This window comes from Shewanella sp. SM20 (genome assembly GCF_025654545.1).
GTDB classification, from domain to species: Bacteria; Pseudomonadota; Gammaproteobacteria; order Enterobacterales; family Shewanellaceae; genus Shewanella; species Shewanella oncorhynchi.
Genome location: NZ_JAKKRK010000011.1, coordinates 31,383 through 53,814, shown reverse-complemented (window position 1 = coordinate 53,814; position 22,432 = coordinate 31,383). Strand labels below are relative to the sequence as shown.

General features: G+C 44.7%; 17 protein-coding genes and 6 tRNA genes. 18 read left to right on the top strand and 5 right to left on the bottom strand.

Translation table 11 applies throughout. From position 1 onward, the window contains the following. Nucleotides 1-103 precede the first annotated feature (103 nt). From L5M18_RS06640 to L5M18_RS06605, 8 genes are all read left to right on the top strand, one after another. On the top strand, nucleotides 104-226 hold the full coding sequence (locus tag L5M18_RS06640; RefSeq protein WP_006082086.1) for a hypothetical protein: 123 nt from the start codon (nucleotides 104-106) through the stop codon (nucleotides 224-226). Between the two features lie 81 nt (nucleotides 227-307). Continuing rightward, a complete protein-coding gene (locus tag L5M18_RS06635) occupies nucleotides 308-676 on the top strand; it encodes a YbaN family protein (protein ID WP_263196313.1) in 369 nt (122 codons plus the stop codon). Nucleotides 677-944: 268 nt separating this feature from the next. Continuing rightward, nucleotides 945-1,496: an adenine phosphoribosyltransferase gene (gene apt / locus L5M18_RS06630; protein ID WP_105252212.1), complete on the top strand. Its 552-nt coding sequence runs from the start codon at nucleotides 945-947 to the stop codon at nucleotides 1,494-1,496. Between the two features lie 37 nt (nucleotides 1,497-1,533). Next, complete coding sequence (gene dnaX / locus L5M18_RS06625; RefSeq protein WP_263196311.1) at nucleotides 1,534-4,848, top strand: DNA polymerase III subunit gamma/tau; 3,315 nt, start codon at nucleotides 1,534-1,536, stop codon at nucleotides 4,846-4,848. A gap of 223 nt (nucleotides 4,849-5,071) precedes the next feature. Next, complete coding sequence (locus tag L5M18_RS06620) at nucleotides 5,072-5,401, top strand: YbaB/EbfC family nucleoid-associated protein (protein WP_028759630.1); 330 nt, start codon at nucleotides 5,072-5,074, stop codon at nucleotides 5,399-5,401. A 12-nt stretch (nucleotides 5,402-5,413) separates the two neighbouring features. After that, nucleotides 5,414-6,013, top strand: coding sequence for a recombination mediator RecR (gene recR, locus L5M18_RS06615; RefSeq protein WP_028759631.1), 600 nt, complete (start codon nucleotides 5,414-5,416; stop codon nucleotides 6,011-6,013). 460 nt (nucleotides 6,014-6,473) lie between these two features. Further along, nucleotides 6,474-6,965: a GNAT family N-acetyltransferase gene (locus L5M18_RS06610; protein WP_006082080.1), complete on the top strand. Its 492-nt coding sequence runs from the start codon at nucleotides 6,474-6,476 to the stop codon at nucleotides 6,963-6,965. A gap of 236 nt (nucleotides 6,966-7,201) precedes the next feature. Next, on the top strand, nucleotides 7,202-7,615 hold the full coding sequence (locus tag L5M18_RS06605) for a hypothetical protein (RefSeq protein ID WP_263196309.1): 414 nt from the start codon (nucleotides 7,202-7,204) through the stop codon (nucleotides 7,613-7,615). A 378-nt stretch (nucleotides 7,616-7,993) separates the two neighbouring features. On the opposite strand, the gene L5M18_RS06600 is transcribed toward L5M18_RS06605, so the two are convergent. From L5M18_RS06600 to L5M18_RS06590, 3 genes are all read right to left on the bottom strand, one after another. Further along, nucleotides 7,994-8,070 (bottom strand) — tRNA-Met (locus L5M18_RS06600). Between the two features lie 145 nt (nucleotides 8,071-8,215). Then, nucleotides 8,216-8,292: transfer RNA gene (locus L5M18_RS06595), tRNA-Met, on the bottom strand. Between the two features lie 41 nt (nucleotides 8,293-8,333). Further along, a tRNA-Met gene (locus tag L5M18_RS06590) sits at nucleotides 8,334-8,410 on the bottom strand. A 257-nt stretch (nucleotides 8,411-8,667) separates the two neighbouring features. Between L5M18_RS06590 and rlmKL the strand changes: the two genes are divergently transcribed. The 5 genes from rlmKL to rmf all read left to right on the top strand — a co-directional run bounded on the left by rlmKL (nucleotide 8,668) and on the right by rmf (nucleotide 15,196). Next, complete coding sequence (gene rlmKL, locus L5M18_RS06585; RefSeq protein ID WP_168827462.1) at nucleotides 8,668-10,797, top strand: bifunctional 23S rRNA (guanine(2069)-N(7))-methyltransferase RlmK/23S rRNA (guanine(2445)-N(2))-methyltransferase RlmL; 2,130 nt, start codon at nucleotides 8,668-8,670, stop codon at nucleotides 10,795-10,797. Next, nucleotides 10,790-11,044 (top strand): glutaredoxin family protein, encoded by a 255-nt coding sequence (locus L5M18_RS06580; protein WP_168827464.1) that lies wholly within the window; start codon nucleotides 10,790-10,792, stop codon nucleotides 11,042-11,044. The genes rlmKL and L5M18_RS06580 overlap by 8 nt, the downstream gene beginning before the upstream one ends. 1 nt (nucleotide 11,045) lies before the next feature. Next, a complete protein-coding gene (locus tag L5M18_RS06575; protein WP_173497384.1) occupies nucleotides 11,046-12,971 on the top strand; it encodes an ABC transporter ATP-binding protein in 1,926 nt (641 codons plus the stop codon). Between the two features lie 28 nt (nucleotides 12,972-12,999). After that, the gene (locus L5M18_RS06570; protein WP_263196308.1) at nucleotides 13,000-14,832 is read left to right on the top strand and encodes a DUF3466 family protein; all 1,833 of its coding nucleotides are present in this window, start codon (nucleotides 13,000-13,002) and stop codon (nucleotides 14,830-14,832) included. A 187-nt stretch (nucleotides 14,833-15,019) separates the two neighbouring features. Further along, nucleotides 15,020-15,196: a ribosome modulation factor gene (rmf, locus tag L5M18_RS06565; RefSeq protein ID WP_006082074.1), complete on the top strand. Its 177-nt coding sequence runs from the start codon at nucleotides 15,020-15,022 to the stop codon at nucleotides 15,194-15,196. Nucleotides 15,197-15,318: 122 nt separating this feature from the next. Here rmf and fabA read toward each other — a convergent pair whose 3' ends face one another. Next, nucleotides 15,319-15,834 (bottom strand): bifunctional 3-hydroxydecanoyl-ACP dehydratase/trans-2-decenoyl-ACP isomerase, encoded by a 516-nt coding sequence (fabA, locus tag L5M18_RS06560; RefSeq protein ID WP_028759638.1) that lies wholly within the window; start codon nucleotides 15,832-15,834, stop codon nucleotides 15,319-15,321. Between the two features lie 74 nt (nucleotides 15,835-15,908). Further along, nucleotides 15,909-17,642, bottom strand: a complete 1,734-nt coding sequence (locus L5M18_RS06555) for an AAA family ATPase (protein ID WP_263196307.1) — start codon at nucleotides 17,640-17,642, stop codon at nucleotides 15,909-15,911. Between the two features lie 221 nt (nucleotides 17,643-17,863). Here L5M18_RS06555 and L5M18_RS06550 point away from each other — a divergent pair. From L5M18_RS06550 to uvrY, 5 genes are all read left to right on the top strand, one after another. After that, nucleotides 17,864-17,954 (top strand) — tRNA-Ser (locus L5M18_RS06550). Nucleotides 17,955-18,407: 453 nt separating this feature from the next. Further along, nucleotides 18,408-20,405: a methyl-accepting chemotaxis protein gene (locus L5M18_RS06545; protein ID WP_263196305.1), complete on the top strand. Its 1,998-nt coding sequence runs from the start codon at nucleotides 18,408-18,410 to the stop codon at nucleotides 20,403-20,405. A gap of 178 nt (nucleotides 20,406-20,583) precedes the next feature. Next, nucleotides 20,584-20,674 (top strand) — tRNA-Ser (locus L5M18_RS06540). Between the two features lie 471 nt (nucleotides 20,675-21,145). After that, nucleotides 21,146-21,236: transfer RNA gene (locus L5M18_RS06535), tRNA-Ser, on the top strand. 479 nt (nucleotides 21,237-21,715) lie between these two features. After that, nucleotides 21,716-22,360, top strand: coding sequence for a UvrY/SirA/GacA family response regulator transcription factor (uvrY, locus tag L5M18_RS06530; RefSeq protein WP_006082070.1), 645 nt, complete (start codon nucleotides 21,716-21,718; stop codon nucleotides 22,358-22,360). Nucleotides 22,361-22,432: the final 72 nt, after the last annotated feature.

Genomic DNA, 22,432 nt, shown 5'->3' with positions numbered 1-22,432 from the left:
GTTTTTATTAATTTGACAAACCGCTACAATGTCGGCCGTTTTGTGATCTCAATCACTGTACGATTTCTGCGCACTTATACTTGCACATACTAGAGGAGCTGTAATGAGTAGTCAGCCGTTCAAAGACCCATTTAATTTTTTGTATTTTATTGGTTTTATTTTAGTTTTACTGTTGCCGACTCTGCCAGCAAGTCTGTCTTGGTTAAAGCATTTAGGTTTAATTTAAGCGAGCGTTAATCTTTAGCGCATAGCCTATTGGCCACTCTTCGAGTGGCTTTTGTTTTTTCGATAAAGGGCATTTAAACCTATGGTATTAAAGCGCGGATTATTTTTACTGTTAGGCTTAACCGCTTTAGTCTTAGGTTTAGTCGGTATCGTGCTACCGATATTGCCGACCGTGCCTTTTATCTTGCTTGCTGCCTTCTGCTTTGCCCGCTCGAGTGAACGTTTACACCATTGGTTGATGACACATCCCTGGTTTGCCGATGCCTTAACCCAGTGGCAAGAGCAGCGAGCAATGCGTAAGGGATTGAAACGCAAAGCCATGATAGTTAGCGCACTCAGTTTTAGTGTCAGTATTATTGTGGTCCCTATCCTTTGGGTAAAAGGTCTGCTGTTTGTCATGGCGTTGATCCTACTTTGGTATCTTAAAGGTATACCTGAAATAGAGGGATGATTGAGTGATTGAATGGGCTCAAGTGCTGTGACTGAAAGTTTAGTCGTGTTCTTGTTGAGGCGATTTAACTGAGAGCCAACAGTGTTTGATCTAAGGCACAAATTGATAACCTTTCCATCACTTGTGCATTGTGATTGTTGCAACTAAAACTAAAGCGGCATAAGCTTTGTCCGACTTTCGACAATGCGTCCACCCAGTGTGGACGTTTTGTTTTATACCGCCACCGCTAGGTTGGTGAATTGATTAAGTAACTTATTAAGCAAATATGATGGCTATGAATACAGAAACCTTATCCTTGATAAAGCAAAGCATTAAAACGATTCCTAATTATCCTAAGGAAGGGATTTTATTTCGAGATGTCACCAGTTTGCTTGAGAATGCAGCAGCCTATAAAGCGACCATCGACTTGTTAGTTGAACATTATCGTGGTCAAGGCTTTACCAAAATTGTGGGCACTGAAGCCCGTGGTTTCTTATTTGGTGCACCGTTGGCTTTAGAATTGGGTATCGGTTTTGTACCTGTGCGTAAACCCGGCAAATTGCCGCGTGCAACCATCAGCCAAAGCTATGAACTAGAATACGGTCACGATAGCCTAGAAATTCATACTGATGCGATTAGCGCAAATGACAAAGTGCTCGTTGTTGACGATTTACTCGCCACTGGCGGTACTATCGAAGCAACCGTTAAACTCATTCGCCAACTCGGCGGTGAAGTTAAACATGCGGCCTTTGTGATCTCATTACCTGATTTAGGCGGTGAAGCCCGTTTAACCGCATTAGGGCTTGAGTTGGTTAAACTTTGTGAGTTTGAAGGCGAATAAATCTGCAGCTAAAGGCGCCTTGGGATAGTTTGATGGCATGTCAAATCATGGCATGTTATCTTTCAAAGTTCTCGGGGCGCATGCTCCCGCTTTTGTATCACATACTCTGGGGAGTTCCATGTCATATCAGGTGTTAGCCAGAAAATGGCGCCCTGCCACATTTGATCAAATGGTTGGCCAAAGCCATGTTTTGCATGCCTTGACCAATGCGTTAAGCCAGCAGCGCTTACACCATGCTTACCTGTTTACGGGAACGCGCGGTGTTGGTAAAACCAGTTTAGCGCGACTCTTTGCCAAAGGCTTAAACTGTGAACAAGGTGTGACAGCGACTCCCTGCGGTGTTTGCGGCAGTTGTGTGGAAATCGCCCAAGGTCGTTTTGTCGATTTGATTGAAGTCGATGCCGCATCTCGCACTAAGGTCGATGATACCCGTGAGCTGTTAGACAATGTGCAGTATCGTCCAACCCGTGGTCGCTTTAAGGTTTATCTCATCGACGAAGTGCATATGCTGTCGCGCAGCAGTTTTAACGCACTGCTAAAAACCTTAGAAGAACCCCCCGAGCACGTTAAATTTCTTCTGGCGACCACCGATCCGCAGAAACTGCCAGTGACTGTGTTATCTCGTTGTTTGCAGTTCAATTTAAAAAGCCTGACCCAAGCTGAAATTGGCACTCAGCTCAATCATATTTTGACCCAAGAGCAGTTTCCCTTTGATGCAGAAGCCCTAAAATTGCTGGCTAAAGCTGCCAATGGCAGTATGCGTGATGCCTTGAGTTTGACCGATCAAGCCATCGCCTTTGGTGGCGGTAATGTGATGCTTAGCCAAGTGCAAACTATGCTTGGCAGTATTGATGAACAGCATGTAGTTGCCTTGCTTAACGCCTTAACCGATGCCGATATTGGTGTGTTAATGCATACATGTGCCCAAGTGCTCGCGTACGGCGCAGATGCCCAAGAAGTGCTACGCAGTTTACTTGAGTTGTTACATCAAATTACCTTGACCCAATTTGCCCCCGCTTGCGCGCAGCAATCCTTGTATAGCGCACAGATTCGCGCGTTTGCCGAACAGCTTAAGCCGGAACAAGTGCAGCTTTATTATCAGATTTTATTAACAGGCCGCAAAGACTTACCCCATGCACCGGATCCTAAATCGGGTCTTGAGATGGCGCTATTACGCGCTGTGGCGTTTGTGCCGGAAAAGCCAGTAAAGCGCTGGCAGCCTGATGCTGTCGCTGAGATCAGTTTACCCGCAGGGCAAATGCCAGTTGCGGCAACTGCTGCAGCGCAAGCTCTTGATGTAAATGAACAACAGTTTGCTGAAACACATACTGCTGAATCACATACAGCTGAAAAAAAAACAGCATTAATTGAGCCTGCCGATACCGCAGAGCAGGCACTTGATGCTGAGCTCGAAGCGGATGCGGCATTAATTGTCGAACAGGCGGTGATTCTAAGTCAGGCGCAGAGTCAGGGATTTAACGCTGGCAGCTTAAACGTTGAGATAGTGAATGCTGAGGTCGAGCCACAAACTCAAACAGTATCAACCGCTCAAGCGTCTCTTATACACACTTCAGAATCTGTTGCTGGTATCGAGGTATCGGTCGCTAGTATTGATACTCAGAATATTCAAGGAATTGAATTAGTCACAACAGCTTCCGAACCGAGTCTAGTGAATACGGCAGAGCCTGAAACTGCTGTCAATTCAACAGCGGTTGAGTGTGATGACAGTGTAGATAAAGCTCTTTTTGACAAAGACCTTGCTGCAGAGAACATCTTCGATAACAACATCGATAACAACGCGTTTGAGCTAGGGCATGATGCCAATAGTCTTGATGGAAATGAAACTGTGCATTCATATCCAGTGATAGGGGATTATGCCCTAGAGTCAGCTCCGCTAGATTCCTATCAAGACGGATATGCTGATGTCTCCTCTGGCGCTTATAATGATGATAACTTTAACCATGGCTTTGATTCGCAAGAGGCAATAAATTCTGTTGGTGTGCAAAGTTCTGTAGGTGTTTCAAATGCTGCAGGCATGCAAGCTTCTGCTGATCGTCAGTCAGCACCTGTGGCTCAAGTCTTCACTCAATCACAGACCTCAGTATCAGATTCAATACAAGACCAAGCGCTACAACAAGCCGCTTCTGTATCCTTAGCCGATGATGATATTCTCTCAGCTGTGTTGGCAGCGCGGGATTCGCTGTTATCGGATCTTGACGCCTTAAGTGCTAAGGACGGTGATGAAAAAAAGTCGTCATTGGACTCAAAACTTAAGACGCCAAACACTAAATCACATGGTGTAACCTTACCTAAATCGGTTACTAAAGTTGAAGCGAGTCAGCCAAGTGTGGCATTTTCTGTTGATCCAGCATCTAATTTAGACCCTGATTTAGCGATAGATTTTGATGATGACTTCGACTTAGATCTTGAGCCTATCGATCTGCACCAAGCTGTATCTTCAGTCGTCATTTCAACTGGAATTATCTCTGAGAAGCCTGTCAAACCGTCCGCTGCAGATGATCGTCCGCCTTGGGAGGCAGCGCCTGAAGCTGAATCTATCGAAGTGACGCAAGTCGATAGCAATAAGACTGACAGTGTTCAGCCTGTGAGCGCGCAAGCTACTGATATAAATAATGTTCAAGCCAGTCATGCTCAAGAGCTTTTAGGCGCGAGTTACGCACCTAATCATGCACAAGATGACACTCTATCCCTGAGTGACGGGCAGCTCGCAGCATCAAGTTTGAAGTCGGAGATACTTCAAAATCAGGCTGTACGTCAAGAAGAAATATCCGGCTCAGAGTTTGCTTCGGTTAGCACAACAGCACTGACAAATGCGTCGAATGCAGTGGAACATACGCATGAGACACAAATCGCGCTCAGTTCGACTCAACCTATTAGCGGTCATCCATTAGATTTACATTGGTACAAGTTGATGGCGAGCTTAGAGATCGGCGGGCGAGTGCGGCAACTGGCGGTTAATTCTGTCTGCCAAACCTTGAGCGATCCTTTGCCGTTGCTGCTTAAACCAAACCAGAAGCATCTAGCGGCCGATGTTGCCATAGTGCAGCTTGAGCAAGCCTTAACTACCGCGCTCGGGAACCCAAGACGGGTACAAGTGGTCATAGGAATCGATGAACAGCGGGAAACGCCCTTAGAGTTACGTAAGCGTTTCCACCAAGAGTTGCTACAACAAGCGCATCAATCATTGATCCATGATGACAATGTGCAATGGTTGATCCAACGTATGGGCGCCGAACTCGATGCCGATAGTCTAGTGTATCCGCCAGAGTTGTTGAATTTACGCAGTCAGCAAATACAAGCGTTACCAGAGTTAACTGAGGCCGCGAGTTAGCCATTATTGGCGAGTCTTTGGGTAAAATTTTCATCGTTAATTTGTAGCGTTGTGGTTTAAATTTAGGCTTCGAGTGCATATTTATAGTGATGCTGCTGAGAAACTCTGCATCGAGATCATAAGTTTATTAACAAGATAACGGCATTGATTGCCAATCCCATTTATTTAAGTAAGATTAGCCGCGTTAATGCTTGCGACTAACCCTAATAGAAGAGAAATGACTATGTTTGGAAAAGGCGGTATGGGCAATTTGATGAAACAGGCCCAGATGATGCAAGAAAAAATGGCCAAAATGCAGGAAGAAATCGCCCGTATGGAAATGGTGGGTGAATCTGGTGCTGGTTTGGTGAAAGTGACTATGACAGGCGCGCACACAGTGCGTAAAGTCGAAATCGACCCAAGCCTGATGGAAGACGACAAAGAAATGCTGGAAGATTTGATTGCTGCGGCCTGTAATGACGCTGCTCGTCGAATCGAAGAAAACCAAAAAACTAAAATGGCTGAAGTTACTGGTGGCATGCAATTACCACCAGGCATGAAAATGCCATTTTAATTGAGATAGCCGATGAAATTTAGTCCATTGTTAGATGAGTTAATTCAGTCCCTGCGTTGTTTACCTGGGGTTGGGCCTAAATCGGCGCAACGTATGGCGTTTCAGTTACTTGAACGCGACCGAAAAGCAGGGCTTAAGTTAGCCAGTGCGCTGTCCAGTGCGATGAGTGACGTCGGTCATTGTCAGTCTTGCCGAACCTACACTGAAGAAACCCTCTGTCCGATCTGTGCTAGCCATAAACGCGGAACCTCCTCCACCATTTGTGTGGTGGAAACGCCGGCTGATGTGTTAGCCATTGAAGCGGGTGGACATTTCACTGGCCGTTACTTTGTGCTTTTAGGCCATTTATCGCCCCTCGATGGTGTGGGGCCAGAAGAGTTAGGCTTAGCGTTACTCGAGCGCCATTTGGCATCGGGTGATGTCACCGAACTGATATTAGCGACAAATCCAACAGTAGAAGGTGAGGCTACAGCGCATTTTATTGCCGATATGGCCAGACGTCACAAAGTGATGATAAGCCGCATTGCCCATGGCGTACCCGTAGGTGGCGAGTTGGAATACGTGGATAGTACTACGTTGGCGCTGTCCTTTAATGGTCGTTTACCACTTTGACAGAACACAGTGACTCAGTTTAGTTAGTGTAATGTTATTGATTATATTAGCTTAATTTAAATGCTGAACTGTTCGGCTCGACTCAATTGTCGCGATATCCCTTAAACCCGCCAAGAACCTATCTTGAGCGGGTTTTTATTTGCCCAGTGTTTCAACCTAGATGTCGAGGCTGGGTTGTGGTGATAGGGCCGTGGAGATAGTGCTGTGCTTCAATCCTCATTTCAATTGATATCTACCCATATAAAAACTAGGTTTATCAATAGTTTTTTAAATTTCATACTTGTCTTATGCGAGCTTCATCCGTAAAGTCGGTTTGATAAGAAGCGGGCTAAGTTGCGATTTACCACAGTGTTCGCGCCTTTGTGCCTAAGCTAATTTGTGGATTTAGATCTGTGTGCTTAGCTCTATGTACGTTGAACCGGACAGGTATTTTTTATTAGAAAACCATGGAGGGGACTCATTGGAAAAGATTACGATTAGGCATGCAGAGAAGCGTGACGCCGCAGCCATTCAAGCCGTATATGCCTGCCCAAATGCCTATACTGGTACCTTACAACTCCCTTGGCCATCGACCGATAAATGGGAGTCACGCCTTGCGGCAACATCGAATCATATTAGTCGCTATGTCGCAGAGATTGAAGGTGAAATTGTCGGCGAGTTGGGTTTTGAGGTGTATGAGCAACCCCGTCGTAGGCATGTTGCCTCCTTTGGAATGGGGGTAAAAGACAGCTACCAAGGCCGCGGTGTTGGTAGCGCTTTGATTAACGCGATGCTTGAGCTTACCGATAAATGGATGAATATAAAACGAATTGAATTAACGGTTTATACCGATAATCATGCCGCCATTGGTCTGTATAAAAAATTTGGCTTTGTTATTGAAGGTGAGTCGAAGGATTTTGCTTTTAGAAATGGTGAGTTTGTCAGTGTGTATCATATGGCGCGGATAAAGTAGCATGCTGGTCTTGGCGCTATTTTAGCTGTTGCTTAAGGCATTTACTTTAAGAATGGACTCTAAGCGCTCATTCCAAGTCCTAACTTTCTATAGGATCTGACGCTAAGTGCTCAATCTAAGAACTTACTTCAAGCGCTCACTTCACGAACCGAGGTCTGGGATAGCATTAAGCGCCTATTTTCAGAGCTCGCTTTAGGTGCAAAGTGTGTGTCTATCTCAACTTTTAAGGATAAAAAATGGGACTCATTTTATTGCCACTGCTGATACTTTGGTTGGGTGTCGGTATTTATGCTATTCGTATTGGCTATCAAGTCTTGGCTGGGATATCTCAATTAAGCTATACACTCAGTGTTTGTTCTATCGCTATCGTGGCATTACTGCTTTATCTCTATTTCGGTTTCGCTCAATTTAAGGAAAATAAAGCGTTGTGGGCGTTCGAAATTCCGATGTTTTTTGCCGCGAATAAGCTCGCTTTTGGCGTCATGATCCTTGGTCTTTTACTGCACTGGTTCGGTCAAGGTGTTCTCACTTCCGCTTATTTGAAACCTCTACCTTTCATCATGATTTTCACCGTTTCCTTTGGTGCTATGGCAGGCGTCATATTGTCCGACACTTTTATGGCGAAATTTGACATCCAAAAAATGCATTGATGTCAGCTGAACAGTTTAAATCTTATTTTGGACGCTGTTGTTGAAGATGATTTGAACTGATGGCTTTCATCGGTTGTTTATAGGTCGTTGAATCCGATGAGCTACCATGGTGATCTGGTTAGGATTTTACAGAGGGTTATTACGAATTTTAGATACAAAAAAACCAGCTTGTGCTGGTTATTTTTCTCTTTCATGAAGAGAATTGGTTGCGGGAGCTGGATTGCTAATGTTAAATCAGCGACGACCTTCGCCTGTTGTTTATAAAGAATTGAGCCCGACGAGTGAGCCTGTTGCTCTGTCCTATATTTAACTGTGGTTAATTTCAGACACAAAAAAACCAGCTTATGCTGGTTATTTTTTTCTTACATTAAAGAGAAGTGGTTGCGGGAGCCGGATTTGAACCGACGACCTTCGGGTTATGAGCCCGACGAGCTACCATGCTGCTCCATCCCGCGTCCGATTRTTGCTGTTAATAACTGTTTTAATTCTGTCATCTAAGAATTGGTTGCWGKAGYCGKATTTKAACTGAYTACCTTCGCCTGTTGTTTATAAGGAGTTGAGCCMGATAAGCTGTTTCTCWTTAYAAACACATATAGAAAGTGGTTGCGGGAGCCGGATTTGAACCGACGACCTTCGGGTTATGAGCCCGACGAGCTACCATGCTGCTCCATCCCGCGTCCGATATCTATCTGTATTACTTTATTATTTTGCTTTTAAATGGTTGCGGGAGCAGGATTTGAACCTACGACCTTCGGGTTATGAGCCCGACGAGCTACCATGCTGCTCCATCCCGCGTCCGTCTTCAAAGCGGGGCAGACTATAACGGCAGCGCCTTGGCATTGCAAGGACGAAGATCGAAAAAGGTGGTGAACGCTTAAATATAAAGCGGAGTGGGGGGCTTTCATACAATTTAAACATAAGTTAGGGATTTTTCGTTGATTATCTTAAGTCGAGGATGAGACTAAATGGGGTTTCGACTAATAACTGTTTATCTTTTATGTATTCGAGCAGGTATAATGTCGCTTTGATTTTGACTGCGTACTGATTATCCCATGCTTAATTTTTTTGCCGCCGCCCCTAAGGGCTTTGAATATAGCTTAGCCCAAGAGCTGACAGAATTTGGTGCGACTGAAGTAAAAGAGAGTGTTGCTGGTGTGTATTTCACTGCCCCCTTAGCTTTAGCGTATCGGATTACTTTATGGACACGCTTAGCCAGCCGTATCGTGTTGGTTATCTATAAAGGCAGCTGCGAGTCGGCAGAGCAACTTTATAATGCCGCCTATTGTGTCGATTGGCCGGCGCATTTTTCCAATAAAAGCACTTTTAGTATCGATTTTCATGGTACGGGTGGTTTTATCAATAATACCCAGTTCGGCGCACTCAAGATTAAAGACGCGGTTGTGGATAGATTCCGGGACGATGACGTTGAGCGCCCAAATGTGTCACGCGTCGATGCTGACTTTAAAGTTGATGCCCATTTTCGTAATGGCGTAATCACGATTGCGATGAACTTCTCTGGTCCCTCACTGCATCAACGTGGCTATCGTTCGACCACAGGTGAAGCGCCTCTGAAGGAAAACTTAGCCGCCAACATGTTAGTACGCAGTGGCTGGCAAGCAGCGCCTTCGACCTTGCTCGATCCTTTCTGTGGTAGTGGAACTGTGCTGATTGAAGCGGCTTTAATGGCGGCCGATATTGCCCCAGGCTTACAGCGTAGCCGTTTTGGGTTTGAACATTGGCGTCGTCATGATAAAGCTGTGTGGCAAGAAATTGTTGAAGAAGCAAAAGCGCGTGCCTCATTAGGCGTGAAACGTTGCGAGATTAAATTCTACGGCTCAGATATCGATTCGCGCTTAGTCGCGTTAGCCAAACGTAACGCCGAAAATGCCGGTGTGCTCGAGTTAATCGAGTTTCAAGTTGCAGATGCGTTGACGATAACGCCGCCTGCAGAAAGTGGATATTTGATCACTAACCCACCTTATGGTGAACGTTTAGGCAATGTGTCTGAGTTATTGCAGCTTTACTATCAGCTAGGTGACAAGTTTAAGAAAGAGTTTGGCGGCTGGAAAGTGGCCATGCTGTGTAGTGATATCGAGCTTGTATCATCACTTAAGCTTAAAGCCGACAAACAGATGAAGATGTTCAACGGTGCCCTAGAATGTGCCTTTAACATTTATACCTTGCATGCGACCAGTACGCGTCGTGATACACCAGTGCTGCCAGACGGCGTCGACATTGCCGATATCGCCCCTGCATTTGCTAACCGCATTAAGAAAAATGCCAAGTTATTAGAGAAATGGGCCAAGAAAGAAGGCATCGACAGCTATCGTATTTATGATGCCGACATTCCTGAATATAACGTCGCAGTAGATAAATACTTAGATTACGTGATTATTCAAGAATATATGGCGCCAGCAACTATACCTGAAGCCGTAACCAAGCGTCGTTTAAGCGATGTTTTGTTAGCACTGCCGTCGGCCATTGGTATCAATCCGAACAAGATGATCATGAAGACGCGTGAGCGTCAAAAGGGCACGAGTCAGTATCAAAAGCTGGATGAGCGTAAGTTAGAGCTTATCACTACTGAATATGGCGCTAAGTTCAAACTGAACTTAACTGGTTATTTGGATACAGGTTTATTCCTCGATCACAGATTGACACGCCGTTTAGTCGGTCAAAAATCTAAGGGACGCCGTGTACTTAACCTGTTCTCTTACACAGGTTCTGCTTCTGTGCATGCGGCGCTTGGTGGGGCTAAATCGGTGACGACGGTGGATATGTCCAATACCTATATTGCTTGGGCGAAGGACAACTTTGCACTCAATGGGCTTCAAGGTAAGCAGTATGAGTTTGTTCAATCTGACTGCATGCAGTGGATCCGGGATTGCCGTGAACAGTACGATCTGATTTTTATCGATCCGCCGACCTTCTCAAATTCTAAGCGTATGGAAGATTCATTTGATGTGCAAAGAGACCATGTGAACTTACTGGCATCCTTAGTGAAACTGCTCAGCCCAACAGGCGAGCTAGTGTTCTCTAATAATAAACGTAAGTTTAAGATGGACATAGAGGCACTGACAAAGATGAACATTAATGTGAAGAACATTGATGACGTGACTTTGCCTATGGACTACAAACGTAATCCACATATTCATAATACTTGGCTTATCACCCATGCCTGAGTTGACTCAAGCAGAATTAGATAACAGGCATTATCTGCTATATCACACCGAGGGATGTCATCTGTGTGAACTGGCCGCGGCCTTACTGGACGCGGCCGATATTGGCTATCGGGCCATAGATATTTGTGACGATGAATACCTCGCGCAGCGTTATGGCGTATCGATCCCTGTGCTTAAAGCTTGGGATGGTAGAGAATTACATTGGCCATTTAACGCAACGCAATTACAAGAGTTTACAGGAGCTTAGTTTGAGTCTGGTTCGTATCAATAGTGGCTCTTTAGCCTATGGTTACACTCCGTTGTTACAAAAAGCGGATTTTACTATTCAACGCGGTGAGCGCGTGTGTATTGTTGGCCGTAATGGTGCTGGCAAGTCGAGTTTATTAAAAGTGTTATCTGGTGATGTACTGCTGGATGAAGGCGAATTCAACATCGCTGGTAATGTGACCGTTAGCCGCCTACAACAAGATCCGCCAAAGGCTGAGCAAGGCACGGTATACGCTTATATTGCTGCGGGATTAAAGGAAGTGGGCGAGGCGCTTGAGCGTTATCATCAATTGTCCCACGATGTGGCCCATGCCGATCCCGAGCAAATGGATCGTATGCTGAATGAAATGCAAGGTCTGCAAGAAACCTTAGACCACTATAATGGATGGCAGCTAGATTCTCGCATCCAACAAAACTGCGAATTATTAGGACTCGATCCTGACAAATCCTTGAGCGAGTTATCGGGTGGTTGGCAGCGTAAAGTGGCGTTAGCCAGAGCACTGGTGAGCGAGCCAGATCTGTTGTTACTTGATGAACCGACCAACCATTTAGACATAGACACTATCGAGTGGCTTGAAAAGTTTTTACTCGATTATCAAGGCGCTATCGTCTTTATCAGCCACGATAGGGGCTTTATTGCCCGTATGGCGACGCGGATTGTCGATTTAGACCGTGGTGTGGTGACCTCATGGCCGGGCAACTATCAAATGTATCTTGATGGTAAGCAAGAATGGCTGCGCGTCGAAGCCGAGAAAAATGCCTTGTTTGACAAGCGTCTCGCTGATGAAGAAGTGTGGATCCGTCAAGGCGTTAAAGCCAGACGTACCCGTAACGAAGGTCGAGTTCGCGCACTGAAGGCGCTACGTGAAGAGCGAAGTGAACGTCTGAATCGTCAAGGCAATGCTAAAATGGCAGTATCGGATACTGAACGTTCTGGTAAGTTAGTCTTTGATGTGACCGATCTTAACTTCAATCTGCCCGATAAAAATCTGGTTAAAAATTTTAATACGACGGTTATCCGCGGTGACCGTATTGCGCTGATTGGGCCAAACGGTTGTGGTAAATCAACCTTGATCAAGCTGTTAATCGAGAAGCTGCAACCGCAATCGGGCGAAATTAAAGTCGGTACTAAGCTCGAAATCGCTTATTTCGACCAATATCGTGAAGCGTTAGATCCTGAGCAAACCGTTGAAGATAACGTTGGTGAAGGTAAGAAGACCATCACGATCAATGGTCAAGACCGTCACATATTAAGTTATTTGCAGGACTTCTTGTTCTCGCCTATGCGTGCCAGAACGCCAGTGAAAGCGCTGTCGGGTGGTGAGAAGAACCGTTTGTTATTGGCTAAGTTATTAATTCGCCCTGCAAACTTAATCATTCTCGATGAGCCAACTAACGATCTTGATATTGAGACCTTAGAATTGCTAGAGTCGTTGCTCACTGAATACCAAGGTACGTTGTTGCTAGTGAGCCATGATAGGGCATTTATCGACAATACTGTGACCAGTAGCTGGTGGTATGCGGGTAATGGCCATTGGAGCGAGTATGTAGGTGGTTATCAAGATGCCGTGAACCAAGGGGCAAAGTTTTATTCTGAGGAACCTAGTTCGCAAAAGGCGGTCGAAGCTCCTGCGGTTGAAACTAAACCCGTTGAAGTTAAAACTGCAGAACCTGTGAAAGCGGTAAAAAAACTGTCGTATAAGCTACAGCGTGAGTTAGAGTCACTACCTAATGTGATGGAGCAATTGGAGGCAGAAATTCTCGCATTGCAGACCACGATTGGACATTCAGACTTTTATAGTCAGGCGCAGGATAAAGTCAATCAGGTATTGAGTCAGTTGGCTGATAAAGAAAAGCAATTGGAAGTTTGCTTCGAGCGTTGGGAAGAGCTTGAGTCACTGAAGTAAACCAATAATAAAAATGGGAATAGAATTAATGAAGTCAAAGTTGGATAAAGCCCTTTCCTTGGTTGCCTTAGGTGTCCTTGGTGTATTAAACAGTGCCCATGCAGCACCTGTCTATGAAATCGTTAATATCGAAAATTATGATCTGAAAGGTACGCTTGAAGGCACTCGTAACGGTTATGCTTTAGGTGTGAATGCCAATGATGAATTAGTCGGTATTTCAAAGGGTAAGAAAAAACTCAGCAGTTCAGATGTCGAAGGCGGCGTGATTGATGTTGCCGACGGTATCGCACCAGAAGAAACCATTACTTATTCTATTACCGCTGCCATTGTTGCAAATAACTTTGCTTTTATTGCTGCAGAAAATGGTGCAGCTGGGGCTTGGTTACCGACATTCGACAGCATTAATGGTACTACACCGCCAAATGATACTGCTGTGATTAACTCTGTTGATACCTTTTATTACGGTATTAATGATGCCGGTATTAAAGTGGGCAGCATGACTGCGCCTGAAAAGAAAACAGAGAACACTGCAACTACTGATGTTACCGATGATTATTGGTATTACCGCGATTATGAGTTCCGCGGTGTTGTAAAAGTGGGTAGCACTGAAATTCCATTAGTTCCTCCCTACACGCAATTTGTTAATGCTGATAAGACTAAAACCGCAGAGTTAGGTGGATGGTCTGCTGCTACAGCTATTAATAATAATAACTTAGTGGCTGGTTATGCCAGTACTGCTATCAGTAAATATGGTAGTGATCGTGTTAATTATTGTTTAGGCTCGGATAATACTTTGCCATTGGATGTTTGTGTACAACGTGAGCAATATCCGAACTCTACGGGTACGCGTAACATTCAGTACCAGACGCGTGCCTATGTATGGCAAATCGACAATAATATCGCTACGGGAATTGAGTTGCCTTTAGGGTTAACGCCTAAAGCTGATAACACCTTAACCTTTACTGCTCAGGCTCTCGGCGTGAATGATAACGGCGTGGTTGTTGGTCGTTCGCACGTTTATCGTAACAACAATACAGATAAGTTGCACCAAGATGCGGCTTATTGGGCTAAGGATGCCGAAGGTAATTATAAATACCACTGGATCCCAATGGGCGAATCGATTTCAGGTTCCATTGCCTATGACATCAATGATAGTGGTATTCTTGTCGGTAGTTATCGTAGCTATATTCAAGGTTATTTGCGCGACAAGTTTTTCTATTTTGATACTAATACACCCGATGTTGGCTATGTAACCCCTAATGATTTTGCCTCAACGGCAACGGATCTTTCGAGTAAACCCAAGGATATTAACAATAAAGGTCAAGTAGTTGGTTACGTTGAAACGACTTACGATAAAGAGAAGCCACGCCCCAAAGCGGGTTTCCTGTATGAGAAGTCGACGGGTGAGTTTAGCAATATCAATAAATTGCTGACCTGCGAGTCTAAGGGTTATGAAAAATCAAACGACGGTAGCTGGGCACGTCATCAGGTCGAAGTTCAGGATGGCTCGGGTAAAATTCTTCAATATAACGCTGATATTTTAGTGGTTGAAGGTACGAGTATCAACGAAGATGGCACTATCGTAGGTACGGCTTTTATTCGTAAACCTTCTTATCAATTTGATAAAGATGGCAACATAGTTATTGGTGAAAATGGCTTACCGCTATTTGAGCTGAGTGGTAGTGGCGAGCCTGTAACGGCTTATGTTCCACGTATGGTTGTACTTAAACCGGCTACCAGTGGTGAAGCTTGTACTGTTGAAGATAGCACCGATACCGGTAATTTTGAGCGTTCTGGTGCGGCAACGTTAGCTTGGTTATTTACCTTGCCATTGGTGTGGTTCCGTCGTCGAATTCGTTAAGTTTTAAGCTTCAATTCAGACTAAAAAAATCGAGGCGAAATGCCTCGATTTTTTTTCGCTAGGATCTCAATAGTTTAATAAATAGTCAGTATAATAGCCGATTTTTTGATTGATCTTGGCGTCAAAAAGCACTATTTCTATGGGTGAAGCTTTTGCTTCTATTTTATGTAGAACAGAGGACGCTTGCATGAAAAGACAAAAACGAGATCGTTTAGACAGAGCTTTTTCAAAAGGATTCCAAGCTGGGGTTGGTGGACGCTCTAAGGAGCTCTGTCCATATGCAAATCTTGATTCGCGATCGCAGTGGTTAGGCGGTTGGCGTGAAGGTGTGGATGGCCGAGTTAATGGGCTATTTAATAAATAATTGAGTTTTACTCATTGATTAAATAGCCCAGAACAAGCAAAGTAATGCAGCATATTGCCCTCAGATGAGGGCATTTTTATATCTGTAGTACTGATATCTTCAGTGTATTGGAGTAAGACTGATCAGAATGTAGACGTATCGCTAAAGACACCGACTTTAAGATCGGTTGCACTGTAGATTTGACGGCCATCAACTTCAAGGATTGCATCGGCAATACCCATCACCAGTTTACGGTGAATAGTACGTTTGATATTGAGTTTATAAGTGACTTTCTTAGCGCCTGGTAATACTTGACCCGTAAACTTCACTTCACCTACACCCAGAGCACGTCCTTTGCCTTCTGCGCCTTCCCAGCCTAAATAGAAGCCAACGAGTTGCCACATGGCATCAAGCCCTAAACAGCCAGGCATTACCGGGTCGGTAATAAAGTGGCAGTCAAAAAACCATAAGTCTGGATTAATATCGAGTTCAGCGACAATTTCACCTTTGCCAAACTCACCGCCATTATCATTGATAGTAACGATTCTATCTATCATCAGCATGTTATCGACAGGCAGACGAGGTGAGTTTGGACCAAATAATTTCCCATGGCCACAGGCGATGAGTTCTTCTTTATTGAAACTGTTTGCTTTGTTCATTGTTTTACTACTCCAGCAATAAGAGCCGCCAAGATTAGCGAACACGTGTAAGCTAAACAACTCCGATCAGCTAATTAGCGGCGAAAAAATCCCAATTTTGCGAGTAATCTCGTGATTATGCCGATTTCCTCCTCGCCATTTCCTGCGAGCTTGTCTAATCGTTCCTGCACAAGGCCGTATAATGAATCATGTGGAAAATCATTATCTTCATCGGCTACACCCGCAGGCATTTGCATTAATAGCTCAACAGCTTGGTCCATATGCTCGATTGCATAGAGGTGAAATAAGCCTTTGCCTACAGCTGTAATCACTTTGGGATTGAGGTTAAGCTGTAACACGTTCGATTTGGGCATGATGACGCCTTGTTCTCCCGTGAGACCACGACGTTCACACAGATTAAAAAAGCCTTCAATTTTCTCGTTGATGCCACCAATCGCTTGCACATTACCAAATTGATCCAATGCACCAGTTATTGCCAGTGACTGAATAATGGGTTGTTCGGCAATCGCTGACATCAAACAGCAGTATTCGGCGAGTGATGCGCTATCACCATCAATTTCTTGATAGGATTGCTCGAAAACGATATTGGCATTTAGGTGTAATGGTGCATCTCGCCCAAAGATACGGTACAAACAGGCAGAAAGGATCATCATTCCTTTGGCATGTATATTGCCACCAAGTTCAGATTTTCTTTCGATATCGGCGACTTCACCATCACCGTAGTGAACAGATGCCGTGATCCGCGCTGGCTCACCATAACTGTAATCGATGGCATCAATGACAGTTAAGCCATTGATCTGACCAACCATAGCACCCGAAGTTGGCAGATTTATGAAGTTGTCATCGAAGCTTTGACCTGAATACTCTTCCGAGCTGTTATGACGATAGTTGGCTTGGGCTAACGCGAGCTCAATACTGCTCGCATTGATACTCGGTTTACCACAATAGGCTTTAGCTTGCACCATCAGTTGGGCAAACTCGAGCATAGACAAACTGAGGCGGCGCTGATGTTCAGTTAAACGTGCACTATAACGAAAAAGTGGCGCTAGGCTTGATTGTTCTAGAGTGACCTCGACACTTTGTGCAACCGCTTGCAACCATGCGACGTATTGTGACTCTGTATAACGGACCAAGTCGATTTCGCTAGCGAGTTCTGCTAGTAGGGTAAAGTGACGTTGAAATTGCCAATCCTCAGTTCTGACTTGGCTATAAATCATTCCTGCACCGATAAGGACAATTTTACAATTGAGCGGGATAGGACTTAAGTTATTGCTAATCTGATACGCTTTATGGGTGAGGATTTGCATCACTAATTCCCATAAACCTTCACGTTTCCAAAGTGACTCGGCGCAAATAAATACATAATGACATTCGGCCAGAGCACCAGCTTGATACTGACTTATTGTTCCTGTTTGTGCCATACGGCCAATGAGGTCTACACGGCGAATATTTCCACTGAGGTAGCGATAGCGAGTCGTTTTTTCGGCAATACTGACCTGGTTTTCCTGTGGTTTCCCTGATTGCCACTGAAATGTTGCCGCTTTGTCAGTCGGGCGTGTTGCCACTAAATAAGCTGGAGATAACGGCGCTAGGCTATCAATACAGGCTTGGATCATTAATTGGCGGTCAATGCTCGGGAAATCAGCCAGATACAAGTGCTGATCGACAATAGCTTGGTGGAGTTTAAACGCATCCACAGCACGCTCTTGTCCTAAGAGTAATGCGCTTAGATTGTCAGCCGTTTCGGGAAGGGTTGGCAGGCTAAATTCAGGTGCGAGTGAAGACGTGGGTATCAAGAGTGAATTCATATAAGCATTTACCGTGAAAAGTTGCAGTGATTTTACCATACCAAGACGACAAGTCTCTCACTGTATAGGTCTTTTTACCTCTGTTTACTTGATTATTCCTTGAAACTGGCCATGTATTTGTTGTAAAAAACATCGGGGTGAACATAAGTTGAGCATTTGACTCGATATTTAAAAATTGAGGTTTACAAGTTAGCGGTATACTTATATTATTTTCGGCGTTCGGAGGGGTGGCAGAGTGGTTTAATGCACCGGTCTTGAAAACCGGCGTGGGTTTATAGCCCACCCAGGGTTCAAATCCCTGCTCCTCCGCCATATTTAGTCAAAAAGCCGCTAAGCAATTAGCGGCTTTTTGCATTTATACAGTTTGAACCTTTGGGTTCCTGATTTGAAGCGCAGCTCCTCTGCCATATTCACAAAAAAGGCCATCAGTAATGATGGCCTTTTTTGTTTGTGCTATTTCCGCTCTTGGGTTTTGACCTTAAACGTGGCGTCAGTGCCATGCTTTAGGGAAAGGCTATCTGTCATGATTGTTCATTGTGTTAACTCTAGATTCTTCATTCTGATATCAATGACTGCTACTGATTAATGGGCTTTTTTATCCGCGCTTCTCGTTTATGGTCTACACTAAGTTTGTGGCCAAGTTAATGGTTTTTATGGTCTTTAAAATTTGCACTAGGATGGTGCGACGTATGATTCTCGACAGTCTTGGATCATACGGCCGAACAATTCTCCCATCTGGGTGACTTATTTTAAGTAGAGAAAGCTATGTTGTTACCTACACGTATTTCGCAGCGGCTCACAATGGGTAGCGTAGTGCTGCTTCTACTGACTGGGCTCGCGGTTTTTGGTGTGATGTCACTTCGAGGGCAGCCTCGAGTGGTGGCGGCGAGTCAACAGTTAATTGAGCAAACCGGTAGCAGTATAGTGAGGCAACTCGCCCTTAAGTTGGCAAGCATTGAGGGGATTACTTTAAGCCTTGCACACCTCGCCGAAGTGTTGCCCCACGAGCAAGCTCTTTATCTTAACTCCTTACCTAATTTGATTGATAACAATGGCGATCTCACTATCGCTGGGGGCGGGATCTGGCCTGAGCCAGATAAATTCGTCGTTGGGAGTATCCGCCACAGTTTTTTCTGGGCCCGTGGTAGCGATAATCTACTGGCTTATTCGGATGACTATAATGCGCCATCTGGCCCTGGGTATCATAATGATCCTTGGTATACGGGCGCGCGGACTAGCTCAGTATCTCAATGTTTATGGTCAGAGGCTTATCAAGATCCGGTTACAAAGGTGGCTATGGTGACATGCAGTGTGCCATATCGTCTCACGGGGACATTTGCAGGGGTCGCAACGATAGATTTAAAACTTGATGATTTAGCCAAATTTTTAACAGAACATGGCAATGTAACTGACGGTTATGCTTTCGCTTTAGACCAAGCGGGTAATATCTTACATTTTCCTGAAACGAATAAGTCCGACACTATGTTACGTTTTACGGATCTCGTCGGGCAGTTACCTTGGCTTGCCCCCGTTGAAACTGCACTTAAGCAAACCTCAATCAACAAAGTGGTGTCTGTAAGCTTAAATAAGGATGGAAGACTTAATCAGGCGAGTGAGGTGAGCCTTTTTGTAATGCCTGATACTGGATGGGTGATTGGCCTTGTGACGCCTAAAACGCGAGTCACAGGGCTTGCCCGTGAGCTGACATTTGATATTTTATTGTTTTTATTACCATTACTCGCCATTTTACTTTCTCTGGCTTGGTTATCGGGTAAAAAACTGTTGGCGCAACTTGAGGAAACCACAGATCAAATTGCTTCCCTTGGGAGCGGTAGTTTGGGGGCGAATGTTGAACTGCAAATTCAGCGGGATGATGAGATTGGTGCTTTGCGCCGAGCCGTAAACACCTATGCAGGGACGTTAAGGGCAATGTTAGATCTGATCACTCAAGAAGCGAAGAAAATTCAATTTGAGGCAACGCAATTAAGCGGACTTAGCCGTAAGTTAGCTCAGCGCGCAGAGCAACAGCGGCTGGAGAGTGCACAATTAGCCGCTGCGATAACGCAAATGTCTTCAAGCGCTATGGAAGTCGCGAATAATACCAATGATTGTGCTGCAACTGCGCAATCGTCTTTGATTGTAGTGCGAGAAGGGCAAACTCGTGTTGCAGCCAGCAATACTTCCATCGAGGCATTATCAGGAGAAATTGCCAACGCAACTAAGGTGATATCCCAATTGGCCCAAGACAGTCAAAAGGTGGGCGCTGTATTAGATGTGATTAAGGCGATTTCTGAGCAGACTAATTTGCTCGCTCTCAATGCGGCAATTGAGGCGGCTAGAGCGGGCGATCAGGGTCGTGGTTTTGCAGTCGTTGCTGATGAAGTTCGAACCCTTGCGGGGCGAACTCAAGATTCGGCCAATGAAATTAGTACCATGATTAACGCTTTGCAATCGGCTTCGCGGCTCGCTGTGCAAGCAATGCAAGCTGGGGAGTCCCGCACTGTCCATGCGGTTACGGAGGCTGAGGGCGCTGCCAATTCTCTATCGAGTACCGTACAAAGTTTCGATGATATTTCACAGCGTGCCCAACAAATCGCGTTAGCTGCTCAGCAGCAAAGCCAAGTCACTCAAGAAATTAATGAGTTGGCGGTGCGAATAAATAGCATCAGTGAAGATAACTCTCTCGATGCAACGGCGCTTGATGTGTTAAGCCTTGAGATGCAGAAACTATCTGACCGTTTAATCAATATCAATCGAGCTTAGTTTTAATATAGTGCGAAGTGTGCCATCTTAAAATGGCGCTTCAACAGACAAGGGTGTCAAAGATAAGTTGAATAACGCAATATTTTTAAGCGGATTGGATGTAGATTGACCATGTAGATTGCTTCTTTAAATTAAGGGTTTACAGCAGAGTAGTTGATAGCTATTATCTCGCTCGCTCGGAGGGGTGGCAGAGTGGTTTAATGCACCGGTCTTGAAAACCGGCGTGGGTTTATAGCCCACCCAGGGTTCAAATCCCTGCTCCTCCGCCATATTTAGTCAAAATGCCGCTAAGCAATTAGCGGCATTTTGCATTCATACAGTTTGAACCCTAGGGTTCTTGATTTGAAGCGCAGCTCCTCCGCTATATTCACGGAAAAGGCCATCAGTAATGATGGCCTTTTTTGTTTGTGCAATTTGAACCAAGGTTCCTCATTCTAAGTTCAGCTCCTGCGACATATTTAGTCAAAATGCCGCTAAGCAATTAGCGGCATTTTGCATTCATATCGTTTGAACCCTTGGGTTCCTGATTTGAAGCGCAGCTTCTGTGCCATATTCACGGGAAAGGCCATCTGCAATGATGGCCTTTCTTGTTTGTGCAATTTTCATTTCAATTTTCTCATCCTAAGTCCTTTGTTGTTCACGGCTTTCGATTTAAGTGAATATGAAATAGTCAATCAACACGATTAACCATAAATTTAAGTTTACAGTGGCGACAGAGATAGCTATTATCTCGCTCGTTCGGAGGGGTGGCAGAGTGGTTTAATGCACCGGTCTTGAAAACCGGCGTGGGTTTATAGCTCACCCAGGGTTCAAATCCCTGCTCCTCCGCCATATTTTTACAAAAAAGGCCATGTTTATTCATGGCCTTTTTTGTGTGTGAAATTTGAGCTAGGGTTCTCCATTCTAAGTGCAGTTCTTACGCCTTTTTGCATTTAAGCTATTTAAAAACCTTAGGTTCCTGATTCTAAGCGTATCTCTTCTGCTATTTTCACGTGAAAGGCTATCAGTAATGATGGCCTTTTGTTTTTCTTGAACTGAAAAATTGCCTATATTTGCTGGATATTTTGATATCGATTTAACAGGGATTTTAGGCTGGTCATTCTGGGGTTATTGCTTCGTTTTTAAACGCTTTTTATTGGTATGCTATTCTGGAATCCTTCCTTTAAATATCATCTAGTTAACAATGTTGAATTTATGCTTTGCGAAATGGGGTTGTTGGGCTAAATTAGCCCTATGAACTCGTTATCCGTTTGCCATGTTGCTTTTTCTAACACACGGATCGAGCTGTAAATTGTAAAAGGTGGGTTAAGTTGATTTCGATATATTTGGTTGACGATCATGAGCTTGTGAGAACTGGGATCCGCCGCATCTTGGAAGATGAACGTGGGATCAAAGTCGTGGGCGAAGCCCCTGATGGTGAGACTGCGGTGCAGTGGGCTCGCCAAAATGAAGCGGATGTGATCTTAATGGATATGAATATGCCTGGGATGGGCGGATTGGAAGCCACTCGAAAAATTTTACGATATCAACCCCATGCAAAAATTATTGTATTAACTGTACACACGGAAGATCCGTTCCCAAGTAAGGTGATGCAGGCTGGCGCTTCGGGCTATTTAACAAAAGGAGCGACGCCACCAGAAGTATTGCAAGCGATACGTCAGGTCTCTCGCGGACAACGCTATTTGTCCCCAGAAATTGCCCAACAGATGGCGCTGAGTCAGTTTAATCCTGCCGATGAAAACCCGTTTAAGTCTTTGTCCGAGCGAGAGTTACAGATCATGTTGATGATCACTAATGGCGAGAAGGTTAACGATATTTCTGAGCAACTGAACTTAAGTCCTAAAACCGTTAACAGTTACCGTTATCGTTTATTTGCTAAGCTGGGGATCAGTGGTGATGTCGAACTAACGCGGTTAGCTATTCGCTATAAGATGTTGGATGCTGGCCATTTTTAATGGGAAGTGGATTGCGTTGGTCGATGACTTTAATCTAGCGAGTTCTTGGATTACATGTTCCTATGTTGTTTG